General features: G+C 66.0%; 19 protein-coding genes. 4 read left to right on the top strand and 15 right to left on the bottom strand.

What is annotated here, in order from left to right:
* Window positions 1-128: 128 nt before the first annotated feature.
* The 4 genes from ACSQ14_RS21920 (at window position 129) to ACSQ14_RS21905 (ending at window position 4,924) form a co-directional block, all read left to right on the top strand.
* Window positions 129-1,325 (top strand): FAS1-like dehydratase domain-containing protein, encoded by a 1,197-nt coding sequence (locus tag ACSQ14_RS21920; protein WP_436016484.1) that lies wholly within the window; start codon window positions 129-131, stop codon window positions 1,323-1,325.
* 7 nt (window positions 1,326-1,332) lie between these two features.
* A complete protein-coding gene (locus ACSQ14_RS21915) occupies window positions 1,333-3,057 on the top strand; it encodes a class I adenylate-forming enzyme family protein (protein WP_436016482.1) in 1,725 nt (574 codons plus the stop codon).
* Window positions 3,058-3,217: 160 nt separating this feature from the next.
* Window positions 3,218-3,829, top strand: a complete 612-nt coding sequence (locus ACSQ14_RS21910; RefSeq protein ID WP_436016480.1) for a TetR/AcrR family transcriptional regulator — start codon at window positions 3,218-3,220, stop codon at window positions 3,827-3,829.
* Between the two features lie 354 nt (window positions 3,830-4,183).
* A complete protein-coding gene (locus ACSQ14_RS21905; RefSeq protein ID WP_436016478.1) occupies window positions 4,184-4,924 on the top strand; it encodes an SDR family NAD(P)-dependent oxidoreductase in 741 nt (246 codons plus the stop codon).
* Window positions 4,925-5,207: 283 nt separating this feature from the next.
* On the opposite strand, the gene ACSQ14_RS21900 is transcribed toward ACSQ14_RS21905, so the two are convergent.
* The 15 genes from ACSQ14_RS21900 to ACSQ14_RS21830 all read right to left on the bottom strand — a co-directional run bounded on the left by ACSQ14_RS21900 (window position 5,208) and on the right by ACSQ14_RS21830 (window position 24,287).
* The gene (locus ACSQ14_RS21900; RefSeq protein ID WP_436016476.1) at window positions 5,208-5,960 is read right to left on the bottom strand and encodes an SDR family oxidoreductase; all 753 of its coding nucleotides are present in this window, start codon (window positions 5,958-5,960) and stop codon (window positions 5,208-5,210) included.
* Between the two features lie 67 nt (window positions 5,961-6,027).
* Window positions 6,028-7,161: an NAD(P)H-dependent amine dehydrogenase family protein gene (locus ACSQ14_RS21895; RefSeq protein WP_436016474.1), complete on the bottom strand. Its 1,134-nt coding sequence runs from the start codon at window positions 7,159-7,161 to the stop codon at window positions 6,028-6,030.
* Window positions 7,162-7,253: 92 nt separating this feature from the next.
* Window positions 7,254-7,847: a hypothetical protein gene (locus ACSQ14_RS21890; protein ID WP_436016472.1), complete on the bottom strand. Its 594-nt coding sequence runs from the start codon at window positions 7,845-7,847 to the stop codon at window positions 7,254-7,256.
* The gene (locus ACSQ14_RS21885) at window positions 7,844-8,584 is read right to left on the bottom strand and encodes an SDR family NAD(P)-dependent oxidoreductase (protein ID WP_436016470.1); all 741 of its coding nucleotides are present in this window, start codon (window positions 8,582-8,584) and stop codon (window positions 7,844-7,846) included. The genes ACSQ14_RS21890 and ACSQ14_RS21885 overlap by 4 nt, the downstream gene beginning before the upstream one ends.
* A gap of 45 nt (window positions 8,585-8,629) precedes the next feature.
* On the bottom strand, window positions 8,630-9,499 hold the full coding sequence (locus ACSQ14_RS21880; protein ID WP_436016468.1) for an SDR family NAD(P)-dependent oxidoreductase: 870 nt from the start codon (window positions 9,497-9,499) through the stop codon (window positions 8,630-8,632).
* Window positions 9,496-10,371, bottom strand: coding sequence for an SMP-30/gluconolactonase/LRE family protein (locus ACSQ14_RS21875; protein WP_436016466.1), 876 nt, complete (start codon window positions 10,369-10,371; stop codon window positions 9,496-9,498). The genes ACSQ14_RS21880 and ACSQ14_RS21875 overlap by 4 nt, the downstream gene beginning before the upstream one ends.
* Complete coding sequence (locus tag ACSQ14_RS21870) at window positions 10,371-11,219, bottom strand: TauD/TfdA dioxygenase family protein (protein WP_436016464.1); 849 nt, start codon at window positions 11,217-11,219, stop codon at window positions 10,371-10,373. The genes ACSQ14_RS21875 and ACSQ14_RS21870 overlap by 1 nt, the downstream gene beginning before the upstream one ends.
* Window positions 11,220-11,597: 378 nt before the next feature.
* Complete coding sequence (locus ACSQ14_RS21865) at window positions 11,598-13,718, bottom strand: PQQ-dependent dehydrogenase, methanol/ethanol family (protein ID WP_436016462.1); 2,121 nt, start codon at window positions 13,716-13,718, stop codon at window positions 11,598-11,600.
* Window positions 13,719-13,738: 20 nt separating this feature from the next.
* Window positions 13,739-16,486: a xanthine dehydrogenase family protein molybdopterin-binding subunit gene (locus tag ACSQ14_RS21860; RefSeq protein WP_436016460.1), complete on the bottom strand. Its 2,748-nt coding sequence runs from the start codon at window positions 16,484-16,486 to the stop codon at window positions 13,739-13,741.
* Window positions 16,483-16,971 carry a (2Fe-2S)-binding protein gene (locus ACSQ14_RS21855; RefSeq protein ID WP_436016458.1) on the bottom strand — a complete coding sequence of 163 codons (489 nt, stop codon included), beginning with the start codon at window positions 16,969-16,971 and terminating at the stop codon, window positions 16,483-16,485. Before ACSQ14_RS21855 ends, ACSQ14_RS21860 begins: the two co-directional genes overlap by 4 nt.
* Window positions 16,968-17,837 (bottom strand): FAD binding domain-containing protein, encoded by an 870-nt coding sequence (locus tag ACSQ14_RS21850; protein WP_436016456.1) that lies wholly within the window; start codon window positions 17,835-17,837, stop codon window positions 16,968-16,970. The genes ACSQ14_RS21855 and ACSQ14_RS21850 overlap by 4 nt, the downstream gene beginning before the upstream one ends.
* Window positions 17,834-18,604, bottom strand: coding sequence for a CoxG family protein (locus tag ACSQ14_RS21845; RefSeq protein WP_436016454.1), 771 nt, complete (start codon window positions 18,602-18,604; stop codon window positions 17,834-17,836). The genes ACSQ14_RS21850 and ACSQ14_RS21845 overlap by 4 nt, the downstream gene beginning before the upstream one ends.
* Before the next feature lie 392 nt (window positions 18,605-18,996).
* Window positions 18,997-20,250: a cytochrome P450 gene (locus ACSQ14_RS21840; protein WP_436016452.1), complete on the bottom strand. Its 1,254-nt coding sequence runs from the start codon at window positions 20,248-20,250 to the stop codon at window positions 18,997-18,999.
* Between the two features lie 109 nt (window positions 20,251-20,359).
* Complete coding sequence (locus tag ACSQ14_RS21835) at window positions 20,360-22,756, bottom strand: TonB-dependent receptor (RefSeq protein ID WP_436016450.1); 2,397 nt, start codon at window positions 22,754-22,756, stop codon at window positions 20,360-20,362.
* Window positions 22,757-23,129: 373 nt separating this feature from the next.
* Window positions 23,130-24,287, bottom strand: coding sequence for a hypothetical protein (locus ACSQ14_RS21830; RefSeq protein WP_436016448.1), 1,158 nt, complete (start codon window positions 24,285-24,287; stop codon window positions 23,130-23,132).
* Window positions 24,288-24,425: the final 138 nt, after the last annotated feature.

Genomic DNA, 24,425 nt, shown 5'->3' with positions numbered 1-24,425 from the left:
CAGTCTGAATGGGCTCACCCTGGCCCCGCCTGTGAGGCGCTCGCGGGCAAGGCATTGTCGCGACGAAGCCGCAGGTCTCGCCGTCGGCTCACGCAGAGCTCGGCAACATCCCGAATTTTGGAGGTTTCATGTCCCAGGCCGCAGTCGACATTGAGGCGCAACTCGACCTTACCGACGTCGAACCGCGCGTCGGTCAGCTGGTCGGCGGCGGCCAGCGCCGCGATCCGTGCTCGCCGAACGACATCCGCCGCTGGGTCATGGCGATGGATTATCCCAATCCAATCCACTGGGATGAGGATTTTGCGGCGAACTCCAAGCTTGGCGGGATCGTTGCGCCGCAATCATTCGCGGCCTGCATGGACATCGGCCACGGCGTGCAGCCGGCCTGTGTCGGCCGAATTCCCGGCTCTCACCTTATCTTCGGTGGCGAAGAGTGGTGGTTCTACGGTGCCCGCATCCGCCCGGGCGACCTCCTCTTCCAGACCCGCCGCTTTCACGACATCAAGCTCGCCGACACCAAGTTCGCCGGCCCGACCCTCTTCAGCCGCGGCGACACCATCCACCACAACCAGCACGGCGGCCTGGTCGCCAAGGAGCGAGCGACCTCGATCCGCTACCTGGCCGCCGAAGCCGAGAAGCGGAAGATGTACGCCAACCAGCTGCCACCGAAGCCCAGGTGGACGCGCGAGAAGCTCGCGGAGATCGACAAGATCCGCCACGCGTGGATCTTGTCCGGCCGAGGCGGCGCCTCGCCTCGGTTCGACGAGGTGCAGGTCGGCGACAAGCTCCCCCGGCGCGTGATCGGCCCACACACCATCACCAGCTTCACGACCGAGTACCGCGCCTTCAGCGAGAACGTCTGGGGCGGTTACAAGTGGGTGGCGCCGGAGGGCGTGAACGACCCCTGGATCAACCAGGACGCTGGATGGGTCGAAGGCTTCCAGATCCACGACGATCTCGCCGCGATGGACCCCCGCTACCGTGACGGCCTCTATACGGGACCTTCCCGGGGGCACGTTGACGACGAATACGCCGACGAGATCGGCATGGCTCGAGCTTACGGGTACGGCGCCACCATGGGGGCGTGGGTGACGGACTACCTTGCCTATTGGGCAGGCTGGGACGGCTTCGTTCGCCACGTGAAGTCGCAGTTCCGCGGCCCTGCGTTCGAGGGCGATGTGACCTTCTTCGACGCAGAGGTGGCGGCGAAGAAACCTGAGTCAGAGTGGGGCGTGCCGCTGGTCGCCTTGCAGGTGAAGCTGGCCAATCAGGACGGCGACGTGGTCGTCAATGCGACGGCCGAAGTTGAACTCCCCCTCGTCTGAGGTTGGCATGGTGGGCAACGTTCCGCTTCAGCGCCGCGCATCGATTATCCACGGCCCGCCGCTCAGCGAGGAACCTGGGCTGGGCGCGCTCACCCTGCCGGGATACCTGCGTGAGGTGACCGAGCGCCACGCGACCAACGAGGCGTTGGTGTTCCACCACGCTGACGGTCGCGTGGAACGTTGGAGCTACGCCGAACTCTGGGAGCAGGCTCTAGCCGTAGCCCGCGCGCTGGTGGCCTGCGGCGTCGGCAAGGACAGCCGGGTCGGCGTGATGATGACCAACCGGCCCGAGTGGCTCGCCGCCTTCTTCGGCGTGGGACTGGCCGGCGGCGTGGCTGCGACGATCTCCACGTTTTCGACGCCTGCCGAACTCGCGGTTCTGCTGAAGGCCTCGAGCGTGAGCGTTCTGCTGTTCGAAGGCCAAGTCCTCAAGCGGGATTTCGCGGCCATTCTGGAAGAGCTGGAACCGCGCATCCCCGATGCTGCGCGAGGCGAACTGACCTCGACGCAGTTCCCCTACCTGAAGCGTCTTGTCGTGGTCGGACGGGACGCGCGGGGCGGACTTGAAAGCTGGCCGGATTTCCTGGCGCGTGGTGAGGCGGTTGATCCTGCGACCGTCAGGGCGCGGGCGGACCTGGTGGCGCCGGCGGATGCCGGCGCGCTGTTTTTCTCCTCCGGCTCCACCGGAAAGCCGAAGGGCGTCCTTTCCTCCCATCGCGCCGTGGCGATCCAGGCGTGGCGCTGGCGACGCATCTACGGCTTGCAGAATGAGGTGCGCTGCTGGACGGCCAATGGCTTCTTCTGGTCGGGCACCTTCTGCATGTCTCTCGGCGCAACGCTCTCGGCTGGCGGCTCTCTCGTCCTGCAGCCCTCGTTCGACCCCGTCCGCGCGATAGAGCTCATGGAGGCGGAACGTGTCACCCTTCCCTGCGCCCAGCCGCACCAGTGGGCGCAACTTCGCGACAGCCTGCGTTGGCGCAACGCCGATCTGTCGAGCTTCCGTTACGTGGATCCCATGTTCGTTGATCGCCAGCCAACGGTGGCGACGGACTGGCAAGATCCGGTGCACAGCTATGGCAACACGGAAAACTTCACCATAGTTGCGGCTGATCCGAGCGGCGCCCCGGATGCGGTCGCCGGAGCGAGCCACGGCGCCCCTCTTCCCGGAACGTCCATCAAGATTGTCGACACAATGACCGGCGCAACGCTCCCGATCGGGGAGCGCGGCGAGATCGCGGTCAAAGGGCCCACTCTGATGTTGGGGTACCTGGGCGTTTCGTTGGATGAGACCTTGGACGCCAACGGCTATTTCCGCACGGGCGACGGGGGCTTCATCGATGAGAGCGGACGCCTCGTCTTCGAAGGCCGCCTCAACGACATCATCAAGACGGGCGGCGCCAATGTCTCGCCGGAGGAGGTCGACGCGGTGCTGGAGACCTGCCCTGGGGTCCGCATCAGCCGCACGGTGGGTGTCCCGCACGAGACGCTCGGGGAGCTGGTAGTCTCGTGCGTCGTTCCTCATGCCGGAGCCGCCCTGGACGAGGACATGGTACGCGATTTCGCAAAGTTGCGCCTCGCGAGCTACAAGGCGCCGCGGCGGGTCATTTTTGTCGGTGAGAACGAGCTCGAATTAACAGGCAGCGCCAAGGTGAAGACGCGTGAGCTGCGCGAAGTCGCGATGAAGCGCCTGAGCTCCACAGGCGCTGGCGGCGGCCCCCGGGCGACGCAATGACTCGCCCCCGCGAGCGGCCGCGCCGTCACATTTTTCAATGCGGTCGACCAGCAGCGGGGGGACCAGGCGGCGCGGCGAATCGCTCCCTCCCGAGGCGCTCTTCGAGTACATGCTACTTCCGCGGCCGGGCCGCAGTGGGACGTGGACGGAGAAGAGCAGGATGAGCAACCGTCGAACGGCAGACGCGGAACTCTCCCGCAAGCTCATACTCGATGCGACCGAACGGCTAATGGTCGATCAGGGGTACGCCTCCGTGAGCACCCGGCGGGTGGCCACTGAGGCCGGATTGAAACCGTCGCTGGTCCACTACTACTACAAGACGACCGACGACCTCGTGATTGCTCTTTATCATCGAGAAACAGAGCAAATGCTTCGGCGGCTGACGCAAGCGCTGGGGTCGGAGAAGCCGCTCGAGGAACTCTGGAAACTCAACATGGACCGAGGGCGGACGGTTCTTGCGGTGGAATTCCTCGCCCTGGCGAATCACCGGCCGGCCCTCCGCGCTGAGATCGCGCTCCATGCGGAGCGCTTCCGGAGCATGCAGGCGGGCGCTCTGGCGCGTGTGTTTCGCAATCTTTCGATCGATGCTGACGTCAACATTCCGCGAGCCGTCACCGTGCTCGTCGCCGGTGTCACAAGGGCGCTCGTGATGGAGGACGCCCTCGGGATTTCGGCGGGCCATGAGGACGCCCATGGTCTGGTCGATTGGCTTATTCAGCGCGTGGAGGCGACCCGAGAGGACCCTGCACCGGCCACGGTCGATGCGGTCTGAGTCAAGACTGGTTGGCCCCACGAGTCACAGGCCGACCTTCTCGATCAGCAGCCGGCGTCCAGCGGCGCGGCCGCAACCAGGCCTAACGCGCCGGGCCAACAAGATGCTGGAGGGCCGGCTGGTGACGGAGCTGCGGCTGGCGAAGGGACGGATGAGCGGCTGTGCGCCTGGAGCCGTGCGCGACTGCGCAGGCGATCGTCAGCCACCTCTGCGCAAGCCGGATCTGGAACCTGCTAGGTCCGCAGAGCGGTTTCACCAATCCAATCCGCGCCTTACGACCGCTTGGTCGGTTTCTTGTTGACCTACGATCGTTGACGACGGTGGGCCGGAAAGCCCGAAGCTGGAGACACGCTGGTGGATGAATTAACGGGCAAGATCGTCGCTGTTACGGGCGCCGGGGCCGGAATGGGGCGCGCCACTGCGCAGCTGTTTTGCAGCCGGGGGGCCACGGTCATCGCCGCAGACATCAGCGGCGCTCAGAATGAGCTGTCGAAAGAGTTCGGCGCCTCAGTGCTTCCCATTGATTGCGATGTACGGGACGAAGCTCAGGTAGAGGCGCTGATCGCGACAGCGGTGAGCCGTTTTGGACGGCTGGACGCGATGCTCAATGTCGCCGGGTTCGGCGTTCCCGCCATGCTCGCTGACGCGGATATGGCTGAGTATGAGCGCATGCTTGACGTTGACCTTCGCGGCGTCATTCACGGCACCAAGCATGCCATCCGCGCTATGATCCCTAATGGTGGGGGCGTGATCCTGAACTGGGCCTCCGTAGCCGCCTTTGGCGCTACGCGCAATTGGGGGCTCTACTCGGCTGGCAAGGCTGGGGTCGTCGCGATCACAAAGACCGCTGCAATCGAATATGCATCGGTTGGGATCCGCGCAAATGTCATCGCTCCCGGCACGATTGTCACCCAAGCCTTCGCGCAGATCCCCCGCGACCTGGAGACCCAGCTCATGGCGTCAATTCCGATGGGCAGGTTCGGGAGAACGCAGGAGGTCGCTGAACTCGCCGCCTTCCTCGTGTCGGATCGAGCGACATTCCTCTCCGGCGCGGTTATTCCGATCGATGGCGCACAGACTGCCCAATTGGCGTGAACACGACCGTCCCCGGAGCCGGTTGGTCGATGACGACGAGCTCGCGGGTGGTGGTTGACCAAGCCGATCGGACGCGGGGCGTCAGTCACCGCCCCGCGCAGAATCTAGAATCACGACCCTGGACGCCGATCCTTGTCTGGTGAGGCGCCCCACGCTGCACCCGCGGGTTGCTTGTGCTCACGGTGAATCCGCCGACGCTGCTCGGGTAGCCTGGATTGTAGCGCCGGCGGATGCCGGTGCTCACTGGCGGTCCTGCCTGATTTCGCGAGTTCCGCCCGCGGCCCTAAGCGCTGGTGTCCGAGGTCGGGCGAATGCAGATCTCGGAAATGTTCACGCGCCGCGGCAGCGACAGGATGTAGGCGATCGTCTCGCCCACCTCGGACGGCAGCACCGCGCCGTCCTTGCTGACGTGCGCCTGGATCGCCTTGCGCCAGTTCGGATCCGAGATGCTGTCGCCGACCTCTGTGCTGGTGGCGCCCGGCATCAGGGTGCAGATTCGGATGTTGCGGCCGCCCAGCTCCTGGCGCATGGCGTCGGTCATCGAATTGACCGCGTGCTTGCTGGCCGAATAGGCGTTGGTCTGCGGCCCGCCCTTGCGGCCGGCGAGCGAAGAGATGGTGACGATGTCACCTTCCCCCTGCTGCAGCATGTGCGGCACGGAGGCCTTGCAGGTGTAAAGCGTCGCGAACAGGTTGATGTCGAACACTCGTCGATATTCGTCGAGGTCGCAGTTCTCGATCCCGCCGGCCTGCATGACCCCAGCCGAGTTGATCAGGATGTCGATGCGACCGAGCTTGGCGACGGTCTCCTCGACGATGCGCGCCGCCTCAGCCTCGACGGTCACATCCGCGGCGAGCGCCAGCGCCGTTCCGCCGGCCTGCTCGATCTGGCGCACCACGCCTTCGAGGCGGTCCGCCCGGCGCGCGGCGACCACGACCTTCGCGCCGGCCGCTGCCAGCGCGACCGCCGTGCCTTCGCCGATGCCGGAGGACGCGCCGGTCACCAGCGCTACCTTGCCTGACAGGGGCTTCGTCATCCTTCATGTTCTCCTGGTAAAAGCGTGCGTTGGTTGCTCCGGAGCGACCCGCGCCGCGGTCGAAGCCTTAGTGGCTGCGGGCCGAAGTGGGCTTTAAGATCTTGTGATCGACCGATGTCGCGGCGCTCCGCAAAGCGCTGCTTGGAGTCGTCAGAGGCAGCTCGCGGAAGCTCGTCACGCCGGGCGACGCGGCGCACACGTAAGGGATCGCATTGACGATTCGCGTCACCGTCATCAGGTAGCCGTCGTAACCGAGCTCTTCGGGCTTGCTGCGATCGCCAATCGTGCATTCCATGGCGATGTTGGGATCACCCTCGATCTCGACCCGCATGCAGCCGTGCGTGTCAGCCTTCTTCCATTCGGGCGCGATGTCGTCGCACATCCGGTTCACATGTTCGACGACGATGGCTTCGCGGCCCTCGACATACGCGCTGGTGCGAATGCGCACAGCAGCAACCCGGCCCTTCTGGATCGTGCCGAAAGCGACCTCGATGTCGCGTTCGGCGACGCGTTTTTCATAGAGTTCTTCGAACCGCTCGACCTTGTAACCGAGTTTGTCGGCGACGTTGATCAAAGGGCCGCCCCAAACGTACAGCTGGACGCCTGGCTGCTCCAGGATGGCTGGCTTTTCCGGCAGCTCGTCAAAGCCGAAGTTCAGGGCCATCTCGTTACGATCCTGAACCATCGAGTAGTTGAACAACTCGTAGGACGTGATGCGGCTGATGGTGTTGCTCATGGTCGTGGCGAGCAGCGCCATATGGTCGACGAACCCGGGCTCCTGGCCGTTCGCATATAGCGTCGCGTTGCCCTTCTGGGCGGCCGCCTCGAGCCGCGCGACGTAGGCTTGGTCCGCATGCGACGGCGGGAAAACCAACGAACCGTCGCTGGCCGTGACCACGTTGATGCCCCGTTCGAGCAGTTTCACGTGCCATTCGCCGTTGACGCTTTGCGCCTCGAGCGGGTCTCTCACGTTGAGCGCCATGACGGCGCAATCGGGAAGGAGTGCGAAGATCTCCTCCTCGTTGTTCGTGATCATCACTCCGCACGGTTGATCTGTGTCGAGCAGGCCAGCGTCCACGCCGACGTTGCGCGAACGGCTCCAGACCCCGACGAGTTCGACATCCTCCCGGCCCTGCAGGCAGCGAACTGCGATCCCCCCGATATTGCCGCTTCCGATCACCACCACGCGCAGCTTGGTCATTGTCTTTCCTCCACATTCCGCTCGCGGCGGAGCTTGACCGCGCCGAAGCACTGACTCGACTACCCCGAGGTCATCGGGGCCGTTGCGCGCCGTCAGTCCGGCGCACCAAATTTTGCGGCAAGCTCCAGCAGCTCGGGTTCACGCTCCACCCCGGTGGATCGCATCACGCCGGCGACCAGCACGTAGGCCCCGACCGTGAACATGAAGTCGAGCAGCTGCTGGTTGTCCCACTCCCCCGAGAGCGCTCGCCAGCTTTCTTCGCTGATCCGGCGGTCCCTCACCAACTCTTCGGTCGCGAGGATGATTGTCGTCTCGAAGTCGCTGAAATAGGGATCGTCTGCGCCGACCTGCAGCGGGCGGAACAGCTCGGGCTCCAGGCCGAAGCCCAGGCTGGTGCGCAGATGGCTCGACCACATGTACTTGGCCTTGCAGAGCCAAGCCGTGCGCATGATCGCGATCTGGCGCTGCCGCACTGGAACGGTGCTGGTGAGCAGCAGGTGGATGTTAAGCTGTGAGAAGAGGTCCGCAAGCTTTGGGTGGTGGGCGAAAGTCTTCAGGACCGGGTTCTTCCCCGCTTCTTTGAACGGTCCTTTCGTCCACGCCGCGAACATCGCCCTGACTTCATCGGTCCAGGCGTCCGGCTCGAGCTGGGGCATGCGGGCGGGAGGGTCGGGCGGAAAGCTCATTGCAGGTAGCGCCCACCATTGACGCTCAGGGTCTGCCCCGTGACGTAGCTCGCCTCCTCCGAAGCCAGGTAGGCGACCGCGCCGGCCATATCCTCGGGCCGCCCGGCACGCTTCATCGGCGAGGCCGCGGACGTCGCCTCCACGTCGAGCGGAGCGCTGCGCAGCATCGGTGTGTCGACGAACCCGGGCGGCACGTGGTTCACGGTGACGCCCGTAGCTGCAAGTTCGATCGCCAGCGTCTTGGTCAAGCCGACGACGCCACCCTTCGAGGCGCCATAATGCGTGAGATTGACCGAGCCGGCCTGCGCCGACGACGAGGAGATGTTGATGATCCGGCCCCATGAGGCGGCCAGCATGTCCGGCAGAACAGCTTGGGTGAGCAGAAACGGCCCGCGCAGGTTCACGGCGAGTGTACGGTCTAGCAGCTCCGCGGTGACTTCCTGGAACGGGCAAAAGATCGAGATCGCCGCGTTGTTGACCAGGATGCCCACGGGCCCAAGTTCCGTCCGCGTTCGGGCGAGGCTTTGAGCGATCTCGTCCGGGGCCGAGGCGTCGCCGACGCAAGCGATCGCCCGGCCGCCCGCCCGCACGATAGCCTCGACCGTCTCTGCCGCGCCGGCGGCGTTCAGGTCCCAGACGGCGATCGCCGCCGCGTCCTGCGCCAGCCGGATGCTGCACGCGCGGCCGATCCCGCTGCCGCCACCGGTCACGATGGCGACTTTGCCTTTGAGCGACATGTTCGTCTCCTCCGAGAGGGCTCCTCGCCTGCGTCAGGCGGGTCCCTACTTCACTTTGAAAGGGTACTGTTCGCGTGGCGCGCACTGATGCAGCTCGCGCACCGACGGCGGATATTTGCCGCCGATATCCGTGACGCCGTATTGCACGCCAAGTTCGGCGCCGATCAGGGTCTTTCCGCTCAGCGCCTTCCGGTCGGGGTCGTTGAACAGCGCCCAGATGACGTGGCCGGTGAACTCCGGCGACTCCAACGTGCCTTCCAGATGTTTGAAGTGCTCCGGCGCGGCGGCCATCATGCCGAGCAGCCGCTCCGTGGCCAGCGATCCCATCCAGATGGAAACCGCCGCGACGTCGACGCCGGCGTCGTCAAAGTCGACCGCCATGTCGGCGGCCATCTTGTCCACCCCAGCCTTGTGCGCACCATAGGCTGGACCAAAGCAGTAGTGCACCGCCCCCGGCGCGGAGGTGAAGACGATGAGCCCGCCGCCCTGCCCAACCATGGTCGGCGCCGCGTACCAGCTGGCGTCGAAGCCGCTTTTGACGCCGACGTTGATCATCTCGCCGATTTCGCGGGGCTTTTCCCAGAAGGGCCCCGGCGCGGGAAGCTGGTCATGGATGGCGCAGGCGTTGTTGACCAGGATGTCGAGCCGGCCCTGCTCGCGTTCGACCTGATCGAACAACGCTCTGACCTGGGCATCATCGGCGTGGTCGACGCGAACGGGGATGCCGCGTCCTCCCGCCTTGGTGACTTCGTCCGCCGTAGCATAGATCGTGCCGGGGATGCTGGCGTCGCCTTCCCGCTGCGAGCGACCGGTGACATAGACGGTGCAGCCGTGGCTGCCGAGTGCGACGGCTATGCCGCGACCGGCGCCGCGGCTCGCGCCGGTCACAACGGCGACGGGCGAAGAGTCACTCATGCCGCAAATCCTTTGGGGCTAAGCTGAAACTTGGTGCGAGCGATCGGAGCGCCAGGCACGGGGCTGCGTCCACGGTAAAGAACCGAGGTCTGCTCGGTCAGGGGGGTCCCCGCGGCGAGGGCTTGAGCCGATGCGAGGTCGACGACGGTGACGTAGAGGTCGCGCATGTCGGCGCCGCCGAAGCGGACGTTCGTGCAGGCTGCTCCGGGCAAAGCCAGCCGCCGCACCTGCTGGCCGTCTGGTGCGAGGCATAGGAGTTCGCCTGAGCTGAAGCCCGTGATCCAGACATTGCCCTCGGCGTCGAGAGCCATGCCATCGCAATCGGGCTTGTCCGCAAAAAGCCGCGGCTCGCCGAGCCGGCCCGAGGCGTCGATCGGGAACGCGCGAGTGGCGGCGAAGCTCTCGTTGAAGAAGAGCGTCGATCCGTCCGCACTCACGGAGAGGCCGTTGGCGAACGCCAGGCCGTCGCGCAACTGCGTAAACGCGCCCTCGCGGGAAAGACGGTAGATCGAAGACGGCCCGGGTCTCTCGCCACGCATGATCGATGGAAGGTCGGTTGTCCCGAAGACCATGCCCCCGGAGCCGTCGGCCCGCATTTCATTGACGCCGTCCAAGCCGGCGATGAGCACGCCGGCGTCTCCGCTTGTGGGGTTTATCCAGACCACGCCGCCAATACCCGCGACCAACAGACTTCCGTCTTCGTTGAGAAGCAGGCCCCCGACCATGGTGCGGTCCTCAAGCAGGACCACATCAGAGCCGACACGGCGGACCCCGCCGGCGCCGATGTCGGTGAACCAGACATCGGCCCCGTCGACCAGAAGGCCTTCCAGATAATAGCCGCGCGCGATCGGCTCGAAGTCGGTGCCGCTCATCAGGCGAACGCCTCTTCGCCTTCCAGCTTGGTGCGTTGCATCAGCCGGCCGCTCTTGTGGTCGTAGGCCAGCGCCCGGTGCATGGTGCCGGTGTTGTCCCAGATCACCATGTCGCCGAGCTTCCAGGTGTGGCGGTAGACGAACTGCGGCTGGGTGGCCCAATCGCGCAGCCGCACCAGCAGGGACTCGCTCTCGGCGATGTCAACGCCCTCGACCTGCAGGGCGGTGGCGCCCAGCACCAGCGACTTGCGGCCCGAGCGATGCTTCCAGACCAGCGGCAGGGTGTTCTTGCCGCGGGACATCCATTGCTGGAGCGTCGCGTGGCTCGGCTCCGGCTGCCAGTAGAGCTGCGAGCGCCACATGGCGTGAACGACCTTCAGTCGCTCGAGCTCCGTCTTTTCTTCCTCCGGGAGCTCGTCCCAGGCGGCGTAGGTGTTGCAGAACTCGGTCTCGCCGCCGGTCGGCGCCAAGCGGCGGCTGGACATGATCGAGGCCAGGATCGGCTTGTCCGACATGGTGCCGTCGATGTGCCAGAAGAAGGCGCCCTTCAGGTAGCTGGCGATCGGGTTGATCTTCTCGTCCATGGTGATCGGATAGACGGCGTCCTTGCCGGCCATGCCCTCACCTTCCTCGTGCGCGAAGGTTCCGAGCGTGTGGGTGAAGGCGATCTGCTCTTCGTCCGTGAGGTTGATCTCCGGGAACACGATCACGCCGCGTTGCTCGAGGATGCGCCGGATATCGGCGGCCTTTGCGCCGCTTAGAAGGGTCGCCTTGTCCGTCTGGATGGCGCTGCCGATTCTTGGCGCAACATCGCTCACCTCAAAGCGGGCCTGGGTGGAAACGGTCATTCGCAGCTCCATCTGTTCTGCTCAGCAGCGGCCTTTCGCGGCGCGCTGAGCCATCCCATTTCGACCGATGATCAGCCTCGCGACATGGCTTTGCGCGGCGCGTGCGAACGAGGTCGAGCAGGTCTAATTTTCACTATGCAAGTGTTCAGTCAATAGGGGATCGGACGGTTTCCTAGTCCGGCGGCCGCTCACGCGGTGCGGCGCGGCGTCGCGCACCCGGGCGCTCCACGCCGCTCCCGGCGCGAGATCATCGCATCGCTGATAAGCGACTGCGTACAGCCCCGCGCTAGGAGGAGCCCGGACCAGGCGGGCGGCTTTGCGGGAATCGAGGCCGCCGAAACTCAGCCGTCTGCCGAAAGCTGACGGCCTCGCCCGTAGCTACATGCCTGGGACGGGCTGCCCTCCGGCATCCGCACCTTTCACCACAGCGCCGCCAGCAACTGCCTCGATCTCAGCGGGCGCCTGCTTCGCCCGCCCCCGGAGATAGTAGCGGATGCTCTCGACCTGCTCGTCCGACAGCTGCGGCGACGGCGGCATGCCGGCGGGCTTGAGCGCGCCGTTCTTCACCACCTCGCGGAAGGCGGCCTGATCCACGATCAAAGGCGAGAACCGCAGATCGGGCGCGGCGCCGCCGCCGATGGCGTTCATGCCGTGGCAGACCAGGCAGGCGCTGGTGGCGTAGGCCATGGCGCCGGCCTTCATTTGCTGAGCTTCAGGGCGGAAGGTGGGATCCTCCGGAGGCGTGAGCGCCGGCGCTTCGAACGGCGGCAGCTGATCCTTGCCGTCGAGCGAGAAGGTCAGCACGCGGCGCGGCAGCCTGTAATCCGTCCGCCAGGCGGCATTGCCGGTCGCCAGAATGCCGCCGCCCTGTGAACCGCTGCCGGTCAGCACCGTGACGTACTGCTTACCGTTCGCCCGATAGGAGATGGGCGGCGCGACGACCGGCGCGTCAGTCTTGAAGGACCAGACCACCTTGCCGCTGCGGGCATCGCGGGCGACGAACTGCCCATCGATTTGGCCCTGGAAGACGAGGTCTCCGCCCGTGGCCAACACGCCGCCCGGCCAGTCTCCGGGCAACTCGACGCTCCACGCCTGCTTCTGGGTGGCGGGATCGATCGCCTTCAGGAAGCTGCGACGGCTGCCGGGCAGGTCGGCGTCGGCGATCACGGTGGCGCCCGAGGCGCCGAAAATACCGGTAGCGCCGGGCGGCGCCGGACCAATGAGCGCCCCCATCTCCATGACCGGGATGTACACCAGGCCCGAGCGTGGGCTGAACGCCTGAGGCAGCCAGCTATGCGCCCCCTGCGGACCGGGCCAAAGTTCAAACATCCCCTTGGTCTTTTCGTAGCGGATACCCGGGTTCTCGACGGGACGGCCCGTCTTCAGGTCGATGCGCTGAGCCCAAGTCACCTTGGCGAATGGCTCCGCCGAAAGGAGTTCGCCGGTCTGGCGATCCAGCACGTAAAGGAATCCGTTCTTCGGGGCTTGGATGAGGACTTTGCGCGTCTTGCCGCCGATCTTCAGATCGGCGAGCGTCATGTCCATAACCGCCGTGCAGTCCCATTGCTCCGCGGGGCACACCTGGTAATGCCAAGCGTATTCGCCGGTGTCGGCGTGCACGGCGACGATCGAGGCCAGGAACAGATTGTCTCCGCCGCCCGGACTGCGCAGCTGCTGGTTGTACGGGAAGCCGTTGCCGACCCCGATGTAAATGAGGTCCAGCTCCGGGTCGTAGCTGAAGGCGTTCCAGGCGGTGCCGCCGCCGCCCTTGCCGTACCAGTCCCCTTTCCAGGTCGGTCGCATGATCTGCTCGGCCTTGCTGGTCGCAGGCTTCGAGGGATCGCCGGGCACGGTGTAGAACCGCCAGAGCTGCTTGCCGGTCATCGCGTCATAGGCCGTCACATAGCCGCGCGCCGGGCTGATGTCGGCCCCGCCGTGCCCGATGATCACCTTGCCGTCGAAGACGCGCGGCGCGCCATTGCTGTTGCGAAGCTCGTCGAGGCCGAACTGACGCTGTTCCCAGACCGGCTTGCCGTTGTTCGCGTCCAGGCCGATGACGCGCCCGTCGGTCGTGGCCACGATGACGCGGCCGTTCCAGTAGGCGATCCCCTTGTTGCCCCAGCTCATGTGCAGGGGCGACTGGGCGATCTCACGCGTCTTGGCGTCGTACTCCCAGAGCAGCCTGCCGGTGTCCGCCTCGAAGGCGCGGATGTACGAATGCCCCGTGGTGATGAACAGCTTGCCGTCTGCGACCACGGGCGGCGAAACCGAGAAGCCCGGCTCCAGATCGAAGTGCCAGGCGAGCTTGAGTTCGCTCACATTCTTGAGGCTGATCTCCTTCAGCGGGCTGTAGTGCTGCTCGGAGCCGTCGCCGCCGAAGTTGGGCCAGTCGGCCCCCGAGGTCTCGCCGGTCCGACACCCCGTCAAAGCCAGGCTCGCGGCCAGCAAGGGCGCGCAGAACCAAGCAAGCGCCCTTACGCGCACACGTCGTTCGTTCATCGAAATTCCTGCCCGATAAGTCACTTGAGGCGCTCGCCGGTCACCTTTGCGGACCCGAAGATGCCCAATTTGACCTTGCCGCTCAGGCGATCGCCCACGACCTGCAGGTCGTATTTGAGCGTAAGCGCCGCCGGCTTGGTCACTTTCATCTCCCACTTCAGCGTCCCGCCGACGGCTGTTCCGCGGAAGTCCTGGTCGCCGATGTCGCTGAACAGCGTACCCGTGAGCTGGCCGCCTCCGGTCACGAACCGCCCCCGCATCTCTTGCGCGCCCATGGGGCCAGCGATCGTCATCCGCCACATGCCATCGACGATGCGCTCGGCCGTGTCCGGCGCGGCGACCTCGGCCTCGCCGTCTGCGTCGAGCCCGGCCAATGCGGCGGACGGTCCAGCGATCGCCGGGCCTTCGCCGGCCTGGTCTTCCCGCCGGGCGGCGAAGCGGCTCGGCGGCTTAGGCGGCGGCGCGCATCCGTCGATCACGCGCAACAGCTTCTCGGGCGTCAGCGGCAGGTCCACGGGGACTTCGCCGAACGGCGCGAGCGCATCGGCGATGGCGTTGACCAGGGTCGGGGGACCGATGATGCAACCCCCTTCTCCGACCCCTCGGAAGCCGCCCTCGTTCCTGGCCGGCGTCGACGCACCATGCAGGTGCTCGAAGTCCGGAACGTCGAAGATCGTCGGCAGGAGATAGTCCTTGTAGGTCGCGGCAATGGGATTGCCGCGTGCGTCGTAGCCAGCTTCCTCCAGGAGCACGCTGCCGATCGCCTGCGCGAGACCGCCGGCGACCTGGCCTTCGACCACGGCCGGATTGATCATGACTCCGCAGTCTTCGCTGGCAATCCAGCGCAGGATCTTCACAAACCCGGTCTCAGCATCGACCTCGACGACGCACGCGTGCGCGGCGCTGGTGAAGGTCATTGGCGGCGGGTCGTAGCGGACCTGCGCCTCAAGGCCGGTCTCAAGGCCCGGCGGCAGACGCGCCGGCTCGCCGTATGCGATCTCGGCGATCTCGCGCAGGCTGCGCGTCATCTCCGGCGCGCCTGCCACGCGAACGACTCCGCCTTCGATCTGCACGTCGTCAGGATTGGCGTTCAGCAGGTGCGCGGCGACCTGTTTGACCTTGTTGGCGAGGAGCTTGCCGGCCTTCATCGCCGCGCCGCCGCCGATCACACCCTGTCGGCTGCCGCCCGCGCCCGGACTGAAGCCGCCGCGCGAGGAGTCCCCTTCGAAGACCGAGACGTCCTCGTACGGCACGCCGAGCTGTTCGGCGATCACCTGGGCCATGGTGGTCTGGGTGCCATGACCTTGGCTGTGAGTGCTCATCACGGCGGTGACCTTGCCGGTCGGCTCGATCCTGAGCTGAGCGAGTTCACCGGTCATCACCGGCATGCTGCCGGCCGCGCCGGTCGGCTCCACATAGGCGGCGGTGCCTAAGCCCAGGTAGCGGCCCTCCCTACGAGCCTGCGCCTGTTCGGCGCGGAAGGATCCCACGTCGAAGTGCTCGAGCAGCTTTTCGAGACATTCGGCCGGGGTGATGTCTTCCAGCGGGATGCCCATCGAGGTGACGATGGGTTGATCGGCTAATGTCACCAGATTGCGGCGGCGCAGTTCGATTGGGTCGATCCCGATCTGCCTGGCGGCGCGATCCAGCAGGGTCTCCCGGATCAGGCTCTCCATCGCCCAGGGCCCGCGGTAGGCGGTCAGCCCCTGGGTGTTGGTGTACCAGCCCCGCGTGAGAAAGCCGTAGGCCGGCATCTTGTAGGCCGCCCAGATGAACATGTGCACGGCGATGTTCGGGTCGGCGCCCATCGGAAAAGCGCCGTTGTTGCTGCTGTAGTCCCCGTGACTGGCGAGAAGCCGTCCTTCGGCGTCAAAGGCGGCGCGGAGGATCATCTCCTGTTCGCGAGCCTGGTTCGAGGCGGTCAGGTTCTCGAGTCGATCCTCGATCCACTTCAGCGGCCGCCCCAGCAGCATGGCTGCGACGATGACCGCCATCTCCTCGAACCAGGGATGGTTCTTGAAGCCGAAGGAGCCGCCAACGTCCTTGGCGATCACCCTGACGCTCATCTTCGGCAGGCCGAGCGCGAGGTTGATGTAGCGCGCCACCAACTGCGGACTGGCGCAGGTGATGTGGACGAGCAGCTCCTCCTGACCCTGCAGCGTCGCAACGACGCCCCGGGTCTCCATCGGGGACTGCGAGATGCGCTGGTGGACCACGGTGTGGGTCACCAGGTGCGGCGCGCCCGAGAGCAGCGCCTCCAGATCAGTGTCCGGCTCGTCGTCGCCCATCTGGGCGGAGACATTCGACTCCGTTTCGGGGTGGACGCGCGGGCCGTGTCGCGCGTCGTCGATGCTGACAACAGGATCCTCGTCGTCATACTCGACCAAGATCAGGCTGGCCGCATCTTCGGCGACATACCGGTCCACAGCGACGACCATGGCCACGGGGTGGCCTGCGTAGGCCACACGATCCGCGGCGAGCACGGTCGCCGGGATCTCCGTGGGCGTCATGAAGAAGCTGTGCATCCTCACCGGAATGCGCGCGAGATCCTCAGCTGTGAGGACGGCATGCACGCCTAGCAGGTCGCGCGCAGCGCTAGCGTCCATCGACTTGATCCGGCCGCGGGCGATCGGGCTGCGCACGAAGGCGACATGCAGCATGCCGGGCAGCACCACGTCGTCGACGAAGGTGCCCTTGCCGGTCAGCAGGCGCGGGTCTTCCTTCCGCGGCAGCCGCTGGCCGATGAAACGCTGAGCTTGAATGGTCACGCCTTCTCTCCCGCAGTCTCGCCGGCCACCCGGCGGATCGCTCGGCGGATTCCCTGGTAGCCGGTGCACCGGCAGATGTGCCCCGACATCGCCGCTTCCAGCGTCTCGCCGCTAGGCTTGGCGTCGGCGCCGTCGGTCAGCGCCGCCAGCGTCATGACGATGCCCGGGGTGCAGAAGCCGCACTGCAGGCCGTGCTCGTCGCGCAGCGCCTGCTGCACCGGGTGCAGCGTGCCGTCGGCGGCGGCCAGCCCCTCGACGGTGGTGATCTCCGCGCCGTGCGCCTGCACCGCCAGCATCAGGCAGGAGCGCACCGCGACGCCGTCCACGATCACGGTGCAGGCGCCGCAGACCCCGTGCTCGCAGCCGAGATGGACGCCGGTGTAGCCGACGTGGATCCGCAGGAAGTCGCCGAGCGTGCGGCGGCCCTCGACGGTCGCCTGGTGCTTGCGGCCGTTGATGACGACCTCGATCTTGTGCTCGCTCATGCCGCCTGCCTCAGGTTCAGCGCTTCGCTCAGGGTCCGCGCAAAGATCCGACCCCCGACGGTGCGGCGGTAATCTGCGGTAGCGTGGTGGTCGTCGAAGGGCGCGGTGTCGGCGACCGCCAACTCGGCGATCGCGCGCGCGTCGAGCCTTTCCAGCGGCTGGCCGATCAGCGCCTGCTCCGCCTGGCGGGTCTTGATCGGCGTCGGCCCCATGCCGAACCAGGCCAGTCCGGCGCGGGCGATCTTGCCGTTCTCAACCACGACCGCGCCGGTCAGGCCGACCAGGGCGAAGTCGCCGGGCCGCCGGGCGACCTCGCGGAAGACGGTGACCGTGTTCGCCGGCCAGTCCGGATAGTGGATGGCGGTGACCAGCTCGTCGGGCTCGAGCGCGGTCATGTACGGCCCGAGATAGAGCTGGTCGGCCGCGATGCGTCGCACGCCGCGGGTCGAGCGGACCTCGACCTCGGCGCCCAGCGCCACGGCCGTGGCCGGCATCTCCGCCGCCGGCTCGCCGAGCGCGATCGACCCGCCGATGGTGCCGCGGTTGCGCGTCTGGTGGTGGCCAACGTGGCGCATGGCTTGGACCAGCATCGGCAACGCCTGGGCCAGCGCGGGATCTGCGAGCACCGCGTTCTGCCGGGTAATCGGCCCGACCCGCGTTCCGCCGTCGGCGCGGGTCACCCCCTTCAGCGCGGCGATGCGGTTGATGTCGACCAGGATGAACGGCTGGCTCATGCGCAGCGCGAGCAGCGGCATCAGGGTCTGGCCGCCGGCGATGATGGTCGCCCCGCCGCCCGCCTCGGCCAGCACCGAGCAGGCCTCGTCGATGGTCTCCGGGGCGACGTAGTCGAAGGCCGCGGGCTTCACGGTTTCGACTCCTCGACGAGCCGGGCCAGCAGTGACGGATCCAGCACCACGGTGGGCGCGGCCGCGCGGCGGCCGAACTCGAAGCCGGCGGCGGCGACCACCACCACCAGCAGGCCGATCGCCAGACCCATCCAGTCGGAGCCTTCGCCGCCCTGGCCGTGGCCGATCAGGTAGCCGACCAGGCTGGCGACGACGAGCGCCAGGATCCAGGCCATCGGCGGGGCGCCGGACGGACGGGTTGCCGCCGTCGGCGCGGGCGCCGGAGCGCGGGATGCGGCGCTGGGCGCGGCGGCGCTGTCCGGCGCGGCAGCCGCGGCCGGCGGGGCGCCGCCCACTTGCTGGCCGAACTGGTCGAAGAACTTGCCCGCCAGCTGCTTGGCGGTGGCGTCGATGATCGGCCCGCCCAACTGCGCCAGACGGCCGCCGACCTGGGCGTCGACGTCATAGCTGAGCAGGGTGCCGCCGGCGCCGTCGTCGGCCAGCCGCACCTTGGCTCCGCCCTTGGCGAAGCCGACGGTGCCGCCCTGGCCCTCGCCGATGATGGTGTAGCCGTTCGGAGGATCGAGATCGGCGAGCGTCACCGCACCGTTAAAGCGGGCGCCGATCGGGCCGATCTTGACCTCGACGGTCGCCTTCAACCGGTCGTCGGCCTCCTTCTCCAGAGACTGGCAGCCTGGGATCGAGCGCTTGAGGATCTCGGGGTCGTTCAACGCCTCCCACACCTGTCGGCGCGGGGCATGAATCCTCTGCTGTCCGCTCATCTGCATGGCGCATCTCCTCAGGGCGAGGCATCGCCGCGCGGCGCAGGCCCGTTGCCGGTTTTGTCGTGCTCCACCGTCACGACCGCCGCCCTGCAGAGCGCTTCAGTCGTGAGCGCCCGAAGGACCTCGGCCAATTGCTGCGGTCGATGAGCGACATGCAGGTGGGAGCGAGCTCTATTGCTCACTACGCACCCGTTCAGTCAAGTCCACGCGCGAAGGCGCCGCCGAGACCGCCGAGGAGCCCTGCGCCACCAGGGCGCTGGGCGCGGCTAACGCAGATGGTCAGCTAGACAACCAAGCGCCTTGGGAATGCGTGGTCGTGTGAGCGAGCCTCGCCTGTCCGGGCTCATGCCAGCGTCGAAGTCGGCCGTGGCAGCCTCAGGGCCGAGTTCGCAAAATCACGGGTGTAGCCGCAGGTGCAAAGCCTCCAGGCCACGTAGGATGTACGATGGCAGGTAGGTGTATCGCCGCGCGCCTTCGGGGCCGTGGTGCGCCTCGTCTACCTTGAAATCCGCGAAACGGTCGAACAGGAGCTCCAGACCGATACGTGCCTCGACCCGGGCCAGGGTCGCGCCAGGACAGGTGTGCGGACCACGTCCAAAGGCAAGGTGGGTCCTGACGTTCTCGCGCCTGAAATCGAAATCTTCGGGCCGCGAGAATTGACGTGGATCACGATTGGCGCCGGCCAGGCTGATCATCACGTGTGTCCCGGCCTTAATCTCGACGCTACCAACGGAGGTCGTCCGGCGAGCCAGCCGGAAATCGCTCTTGGTGGGAGATTCATAGCGCAGCACCTCCTCGAAGAAGGCCGGAATCGCCGCCCGCTCAGCGCGTAGCTCACGCTGCAGCTCAGCATTTTCACCAAGCAGCCGAACCCCCGTCGCCAGGAGCTTCGCGGAGGTGTCCTGCCCGGCGATGAAGAGAAAGCTCGCGATCCGCACAAGCGCCGGCACCCCGGGATCTGAGCCGTCTGGCAACAGCGAATTGGCCAGTTGGGTAAGCATGTCGTCACGCGGGTTGCGCCGACGGTCGTGCAAGTAGGCGGTGAACGCTTCCTCGAAGTAGGCGAAGGGATCATGGGGCTGGTCGGCGCCCATGGTGCCGGGCGCCGGCAGGATCTTGTCCAGGAGCTCAGCCTGATCCTCTTCCGGCACGCCGAGCAGATCGGCGATCACCATGGTCGCCAGCGGCTGCGAGTAGTCGTTGATCAGCTCGCAACGCGTCGGATCCGGCAAGGCGTCGATCAGGTCCCCGGCGAACCTCCGCACGAAAACCTCGTTGGCCTTCAGCCGCTTGGGCGTGAGCAACTTCATCATGATGTTGCGGTGCGCCCGATGATCGTCGCCATCGAAGGTGATGAAGTAATCTGACAAGACAAAGCTGCCCCGGTGAGCAGCAATGGCTTCGCTGACGTCGTCTCCCTGTGGGCTGAATGTGAGCGGAACCACGGGGCCGCCGACGCACGCGATGTTCGAGAAGTCCTCCGCCCGCGAATAGATATCGACCGCCTCCTCGAACCCGGTCACCACCACAGCGTCATGGTGAGACTCGCGCGCGACGGGGCCGCTCGCCCGCATCTGCTCGATCCACGGATAGGGATCGTCCGACACTGAAGGGTCGGTGAAGAAATCGAGGTCTCTGAGCGGCGCCATGACCTACCTCCGGTTCTCGGTGATCTTTGCGACGGCAGCTTCGGCGTGCGCGTGTGGTCACGCACGCCGTCTGCCTGAGGGTAACGCGAGCCGCCAGCCTTGGTGCGGATCAGTTGAATGGGCGCCAGGTGAACCGCATCCACATCTCGCGGCCGCGATCCATCCAGCAGCCGACCTCATCTGTGCCGGCCGGACCCGCGAGGTTAGTTCCGGTAAGTTGGGTGGGCAGGTTTCCGCCCTGACCGTTGAACTGCGAGCAGTTTCCGGAAGTCAGCTTGTTGTTCAGGTTCTTGCCAATGAGCGCCAGTTCCCAGCGTTCCTCAGGCCCGTGCAGCGTCACCGCCAAGTCCGTCTTGATGAAGGCTCCCTGATAGGTCGGCAAACCGATGTTCACGAGGTACTTCGATGAATAGTGATTGTTGTTGCTGAGCACCAACTTCATGCCCTTGCCGACATCTCTCTCCCATTCGAACCCAAAGTTCGCCTGCCACTTGGCGGCCCGGATGAGCGGCAAGCCCGAGAGGTCCTGGGAGGTGAATCCGCCGACGCCGCTGTTGGCGGCGCTCGAGAAGTTCTGGTTGCACCCCGCCGCGATCGTCTGGCCGCCGTAGCAGGGAACGTCGTCGAGCGAGGTGAACTTGGTGTCGTTCCAGTTGAGGGCTGCGTTCAGCGTCAGCCCATCGACCGCCGCCGGCCGGTAAACCGCGTCCGCCTCGATGCCATAGATGCGCGCGGCGCCCGCGTTAAGCGTTCGCGTCACGGGAATGTTGTTCTCTACGGGAACCACAGTCCCGACCTGCAGGCCCTTGTATTTGTAGTAATAACCCGCAACGTTGAAGAGCAGCGCTCGGTCGAGAAGCCGGCTCTTCATGCCGACTTCCCCGCCGGTCACTCGCTCGTCGCCGAAGGAGTTGTCGAAGCCGGCCACGGGAGGCGTGGCGACGTTGAAGGAGCCCGACTTGTAGCCGCGCTTGAGCGCGGCGAAGTAGGTCAGGTCGCTTGTCGGTCGATAGGTCAGGGTGAGCTCGGGGGACACGTTGTTCGAGCCGATCTTGGTGACCGGTTTTGCAACGCGGATTGGGACCCCCGTCGTGAGATCCGTGGGATCGTTCGTGCGGCGCTCATCGGTCCACCGCGCGCCGCCCGCGAGTTCGAGTTCGGGCGTGATTGCGTAGCGAAGTTGCCCGAAGAGTGACTCGGTGTCGACGTGAACCACCTGCACGCCCTTCTGCAGCAAGGCCGGGAAGCCCAGCCTCTGATTGCCGAGGAGGGTGACGAGATCCGAGAAACGGCCCCGCTGGATGAACGCGCCGGCAGTGAAGTTCAGCGGCGAGCTGAAGTCGCTGTTGAGCCGCAGTTCCTGCGTGACGTCCCGTCGGCGGAAGCCATTGATGACGGGGACGGTGGTTCCCGCAAAGCTCGACTGGCTCGAGTTGAATTGGCTGCGCGAGTGCAGCAGGTAATAGCCCGTCTGGGACGTCAGGGTGAGCGCGTCAGCCAGCTGGTAGTTCATCTCGAGTGATCCGTAAGTCTGGGTCGACTCGAGGAAATCGCGCCCGCCTTCGACGACTCCGACGTAAGCGGCCGGGTCCATGTCTGTCGTGGAGAGGTTGCGGTCCTTACGGCACGCATCGGCGGGGTTGATGAACGGGAAGCCCAGCGGTCCCGCCAGCCCGTCCGGGCAGCTCACGATGTTCAGGACCGACGGGTTGCGCGTGTAATCGTGCACCGTCGCCAGCTTCAGACGCGCGTCGAACCGGCTGGTCGGCGACCAAAGGGCAGTGCCGCGCAGCATCCAGCTCTCGCCGCCCGCAAGGCGCTTGGGCGCGATGGCGCCGCCGAGCGGTGGCAAGGCGAATTGCACCTGGTTTTTGTAGAAGCCGTCCTGATTGGAATACATCCCGGCCAGGCGCAGCTTGAGCGTATCGGTCACAGGTCCCGAGACGATCAGTTCCGCCCGGCGTTCGCGCGCTTCGAACTCGTATCCGCCTCGGGCTATGACTTCGAATTTGTCCGTGGGATCGGCGGTGCGGATGGAAATCACACCGCCCGGGCTGCTTTTTCCATAGAACAGCGCCTGCGGCCCCTTGAGCACCTCGATCAGGCCCGCATCGAAGAAGCCGCTCGAGTAGGCTAGGCCCTGACTCAGCTGCAGACCGTCGATGTTCAGGGAGACCGACTGGTCGATTCCAGGGTCATAGGCCGCCGTACCGACGCCACGGAGCGAAACTTGGGTGCCGATCGAAAGCACCGAGCCACCGAACGCCAGCCCCGGCACCAGCGTCGCCACGTCCCTCAGATCCTTGACTTGGAACCGCTCGAGCTGCTCCGCCGGCAAAGCGGTTTCCACGACGGGGACATTGAGGATGGATTCCTCGCGCTTCCGCGCGGTGACGACGATTTCCTGGAGTTCCGAAGACTGGGCCATCGCCTCTGGCGCCCAGAACAGTCCCGTAGCCGAAGCGATCGCCAACAGGGCGACGCTCCGCAGATATCTCTGCTGCATGTTTCCTCCCCTCACGGTCTTGTGCCGGCGCGCGGCCGGGTGGGGTCCCGTGCTCGGCGCCTCGATCCGTTCGCCATCACGTCAGAGCCAGGCTCCGCTCGAGACGCATCCGGATGGCGGCCATGTCTGCACTATACACAAGTTCAGTCAACCTCCTCCGCCGCACAGACCGCAACTGCGCCATGCCCTGCGCAAGCCGGCGTAGAATCCGCGCCCGGAGGGGGAGTTTCGACGAAGGAGTGAGCTCCTTGCCTCCGGACTTGCGCCGAAGGCGGAAATCCTAATGGCTGCTCTACTGTTCAGCGAATGTGACGATAGCGTCGCCCACCGCCTCCGCAGGCATGCCTCGGCTCGGCCATGCCTGCAGAGGGACCTAGGGCTTCAGCGCTGCAGCTGAAGTGATGGCGGCTCCGGGGGCGCCCGCCAGCCGGCCTTGATCGAAGACGAACGCGGGCTTCGCAGCGAAGTCCAAACCCTGGGAGATTGAGGTGCACTGGCCAGTCTTCGGGTCGCGATCGCCGTCAGCCAGAAGGCGCATAGTCTTCCGCACGGAGGCGCATTCTACGCCCGCAGCGCTGGCCACTCCCGGCCCGCCGACGCGCAAGACAGCGATGGCGTTATCGATCGGGCGATAGCCGCCAGCGTCCCCTTCCAACTCGCCTTTGTCATTGAGGCGAGCACGGATACGCGCCTTGTTGAGCACGAATTCTCCGCCGCTGGCGCCCACCCAGTGCCGCGGCAGGATTAGGTCGGCCGGCTCGGTCGTGAGCACACCGTTGCGAATTTCCCCTCTGACTTTCACCCGATGGCGCGGGTTCTGCGTCATGCCGAGGCTTCCTCCCTCGATCACCTTCTGAGTGGCGTCCCGCGGCGCCCTGTCCGGCGAAGCCGCGATGACGACCTCGACCTCGGGATCGTTGCTCCAGCTCTCTACGCCGCGCACGACAACGACGACGGGGCTGTCCGCCCAGCTCAATTCCCCTAGAAAGTCACCCTGCCCCCCGCCGACGCCGCGCCAAGAAGTGTTGCATGCGATCGAGCGGAAATACTGGTTATCGACGCCCTTCTCGCCCGTTGGGCTCGTGAAGCTGTCGTGCGGACAAATGTCTGGCGCGGGACCGGCCGCACCAATTGCCCCGTCAAGGTCCATGCCAGGGCCGATCTTGCTCTGCACCGGCTTCTGTAGAATCCGGTCGGGCGTATCGAATAGTTCCGCATCGGTGCAAATGTTGGTCCCGTTCGGGCCGTAGACGTAGTCTTCCTTATACCTTCTCTCCAGCTCTGGAGCGTTCTCTGGCTTGAGCAGTCGCGCTCGTTCAGGCGCCGTCACGCTCTCCAGGAATGCCGCCTGAGTGCTGGGGGATCGTCCCTCGGGACAGTCGATCTTGTCGTCGCCCACGTAGAACTGTGCCCCCATGCTGGACAGCACGAACCCGTAGTCCCGCGTGGGCTGCATCTGGCCCGCCCCCGTCGACAAGGAAGCCACCAACGCGCCACCTCCGGCGGCGAACGCGAGCCTCAGGATCTTCATTGGCGTCATCTTCCCGGCCCCCCGTCAGTGCTGCTTCAATCTAACTTAGCAGGTGCTAGGTGAAGTGCGAAAGGTAGAAGCGGCTCAGGCGCGTCGCAGCTTGCTCAAAGGATGCCGTCTCGCGAGGACGTCGGGACG

Source organism: Phenylobacterium sp. LjRoot219, assembly GCF_964252995.1.
Classification (GTDB): domain Bacteria; phylum Pseudomonadota; class Alphaproteobacteria; order Caulobacterales; family Caulobacteraceae; genus Phenylobacterium.
This window is presented reverse-complemented; position numbering and strand designations above follow the sequence as displayed.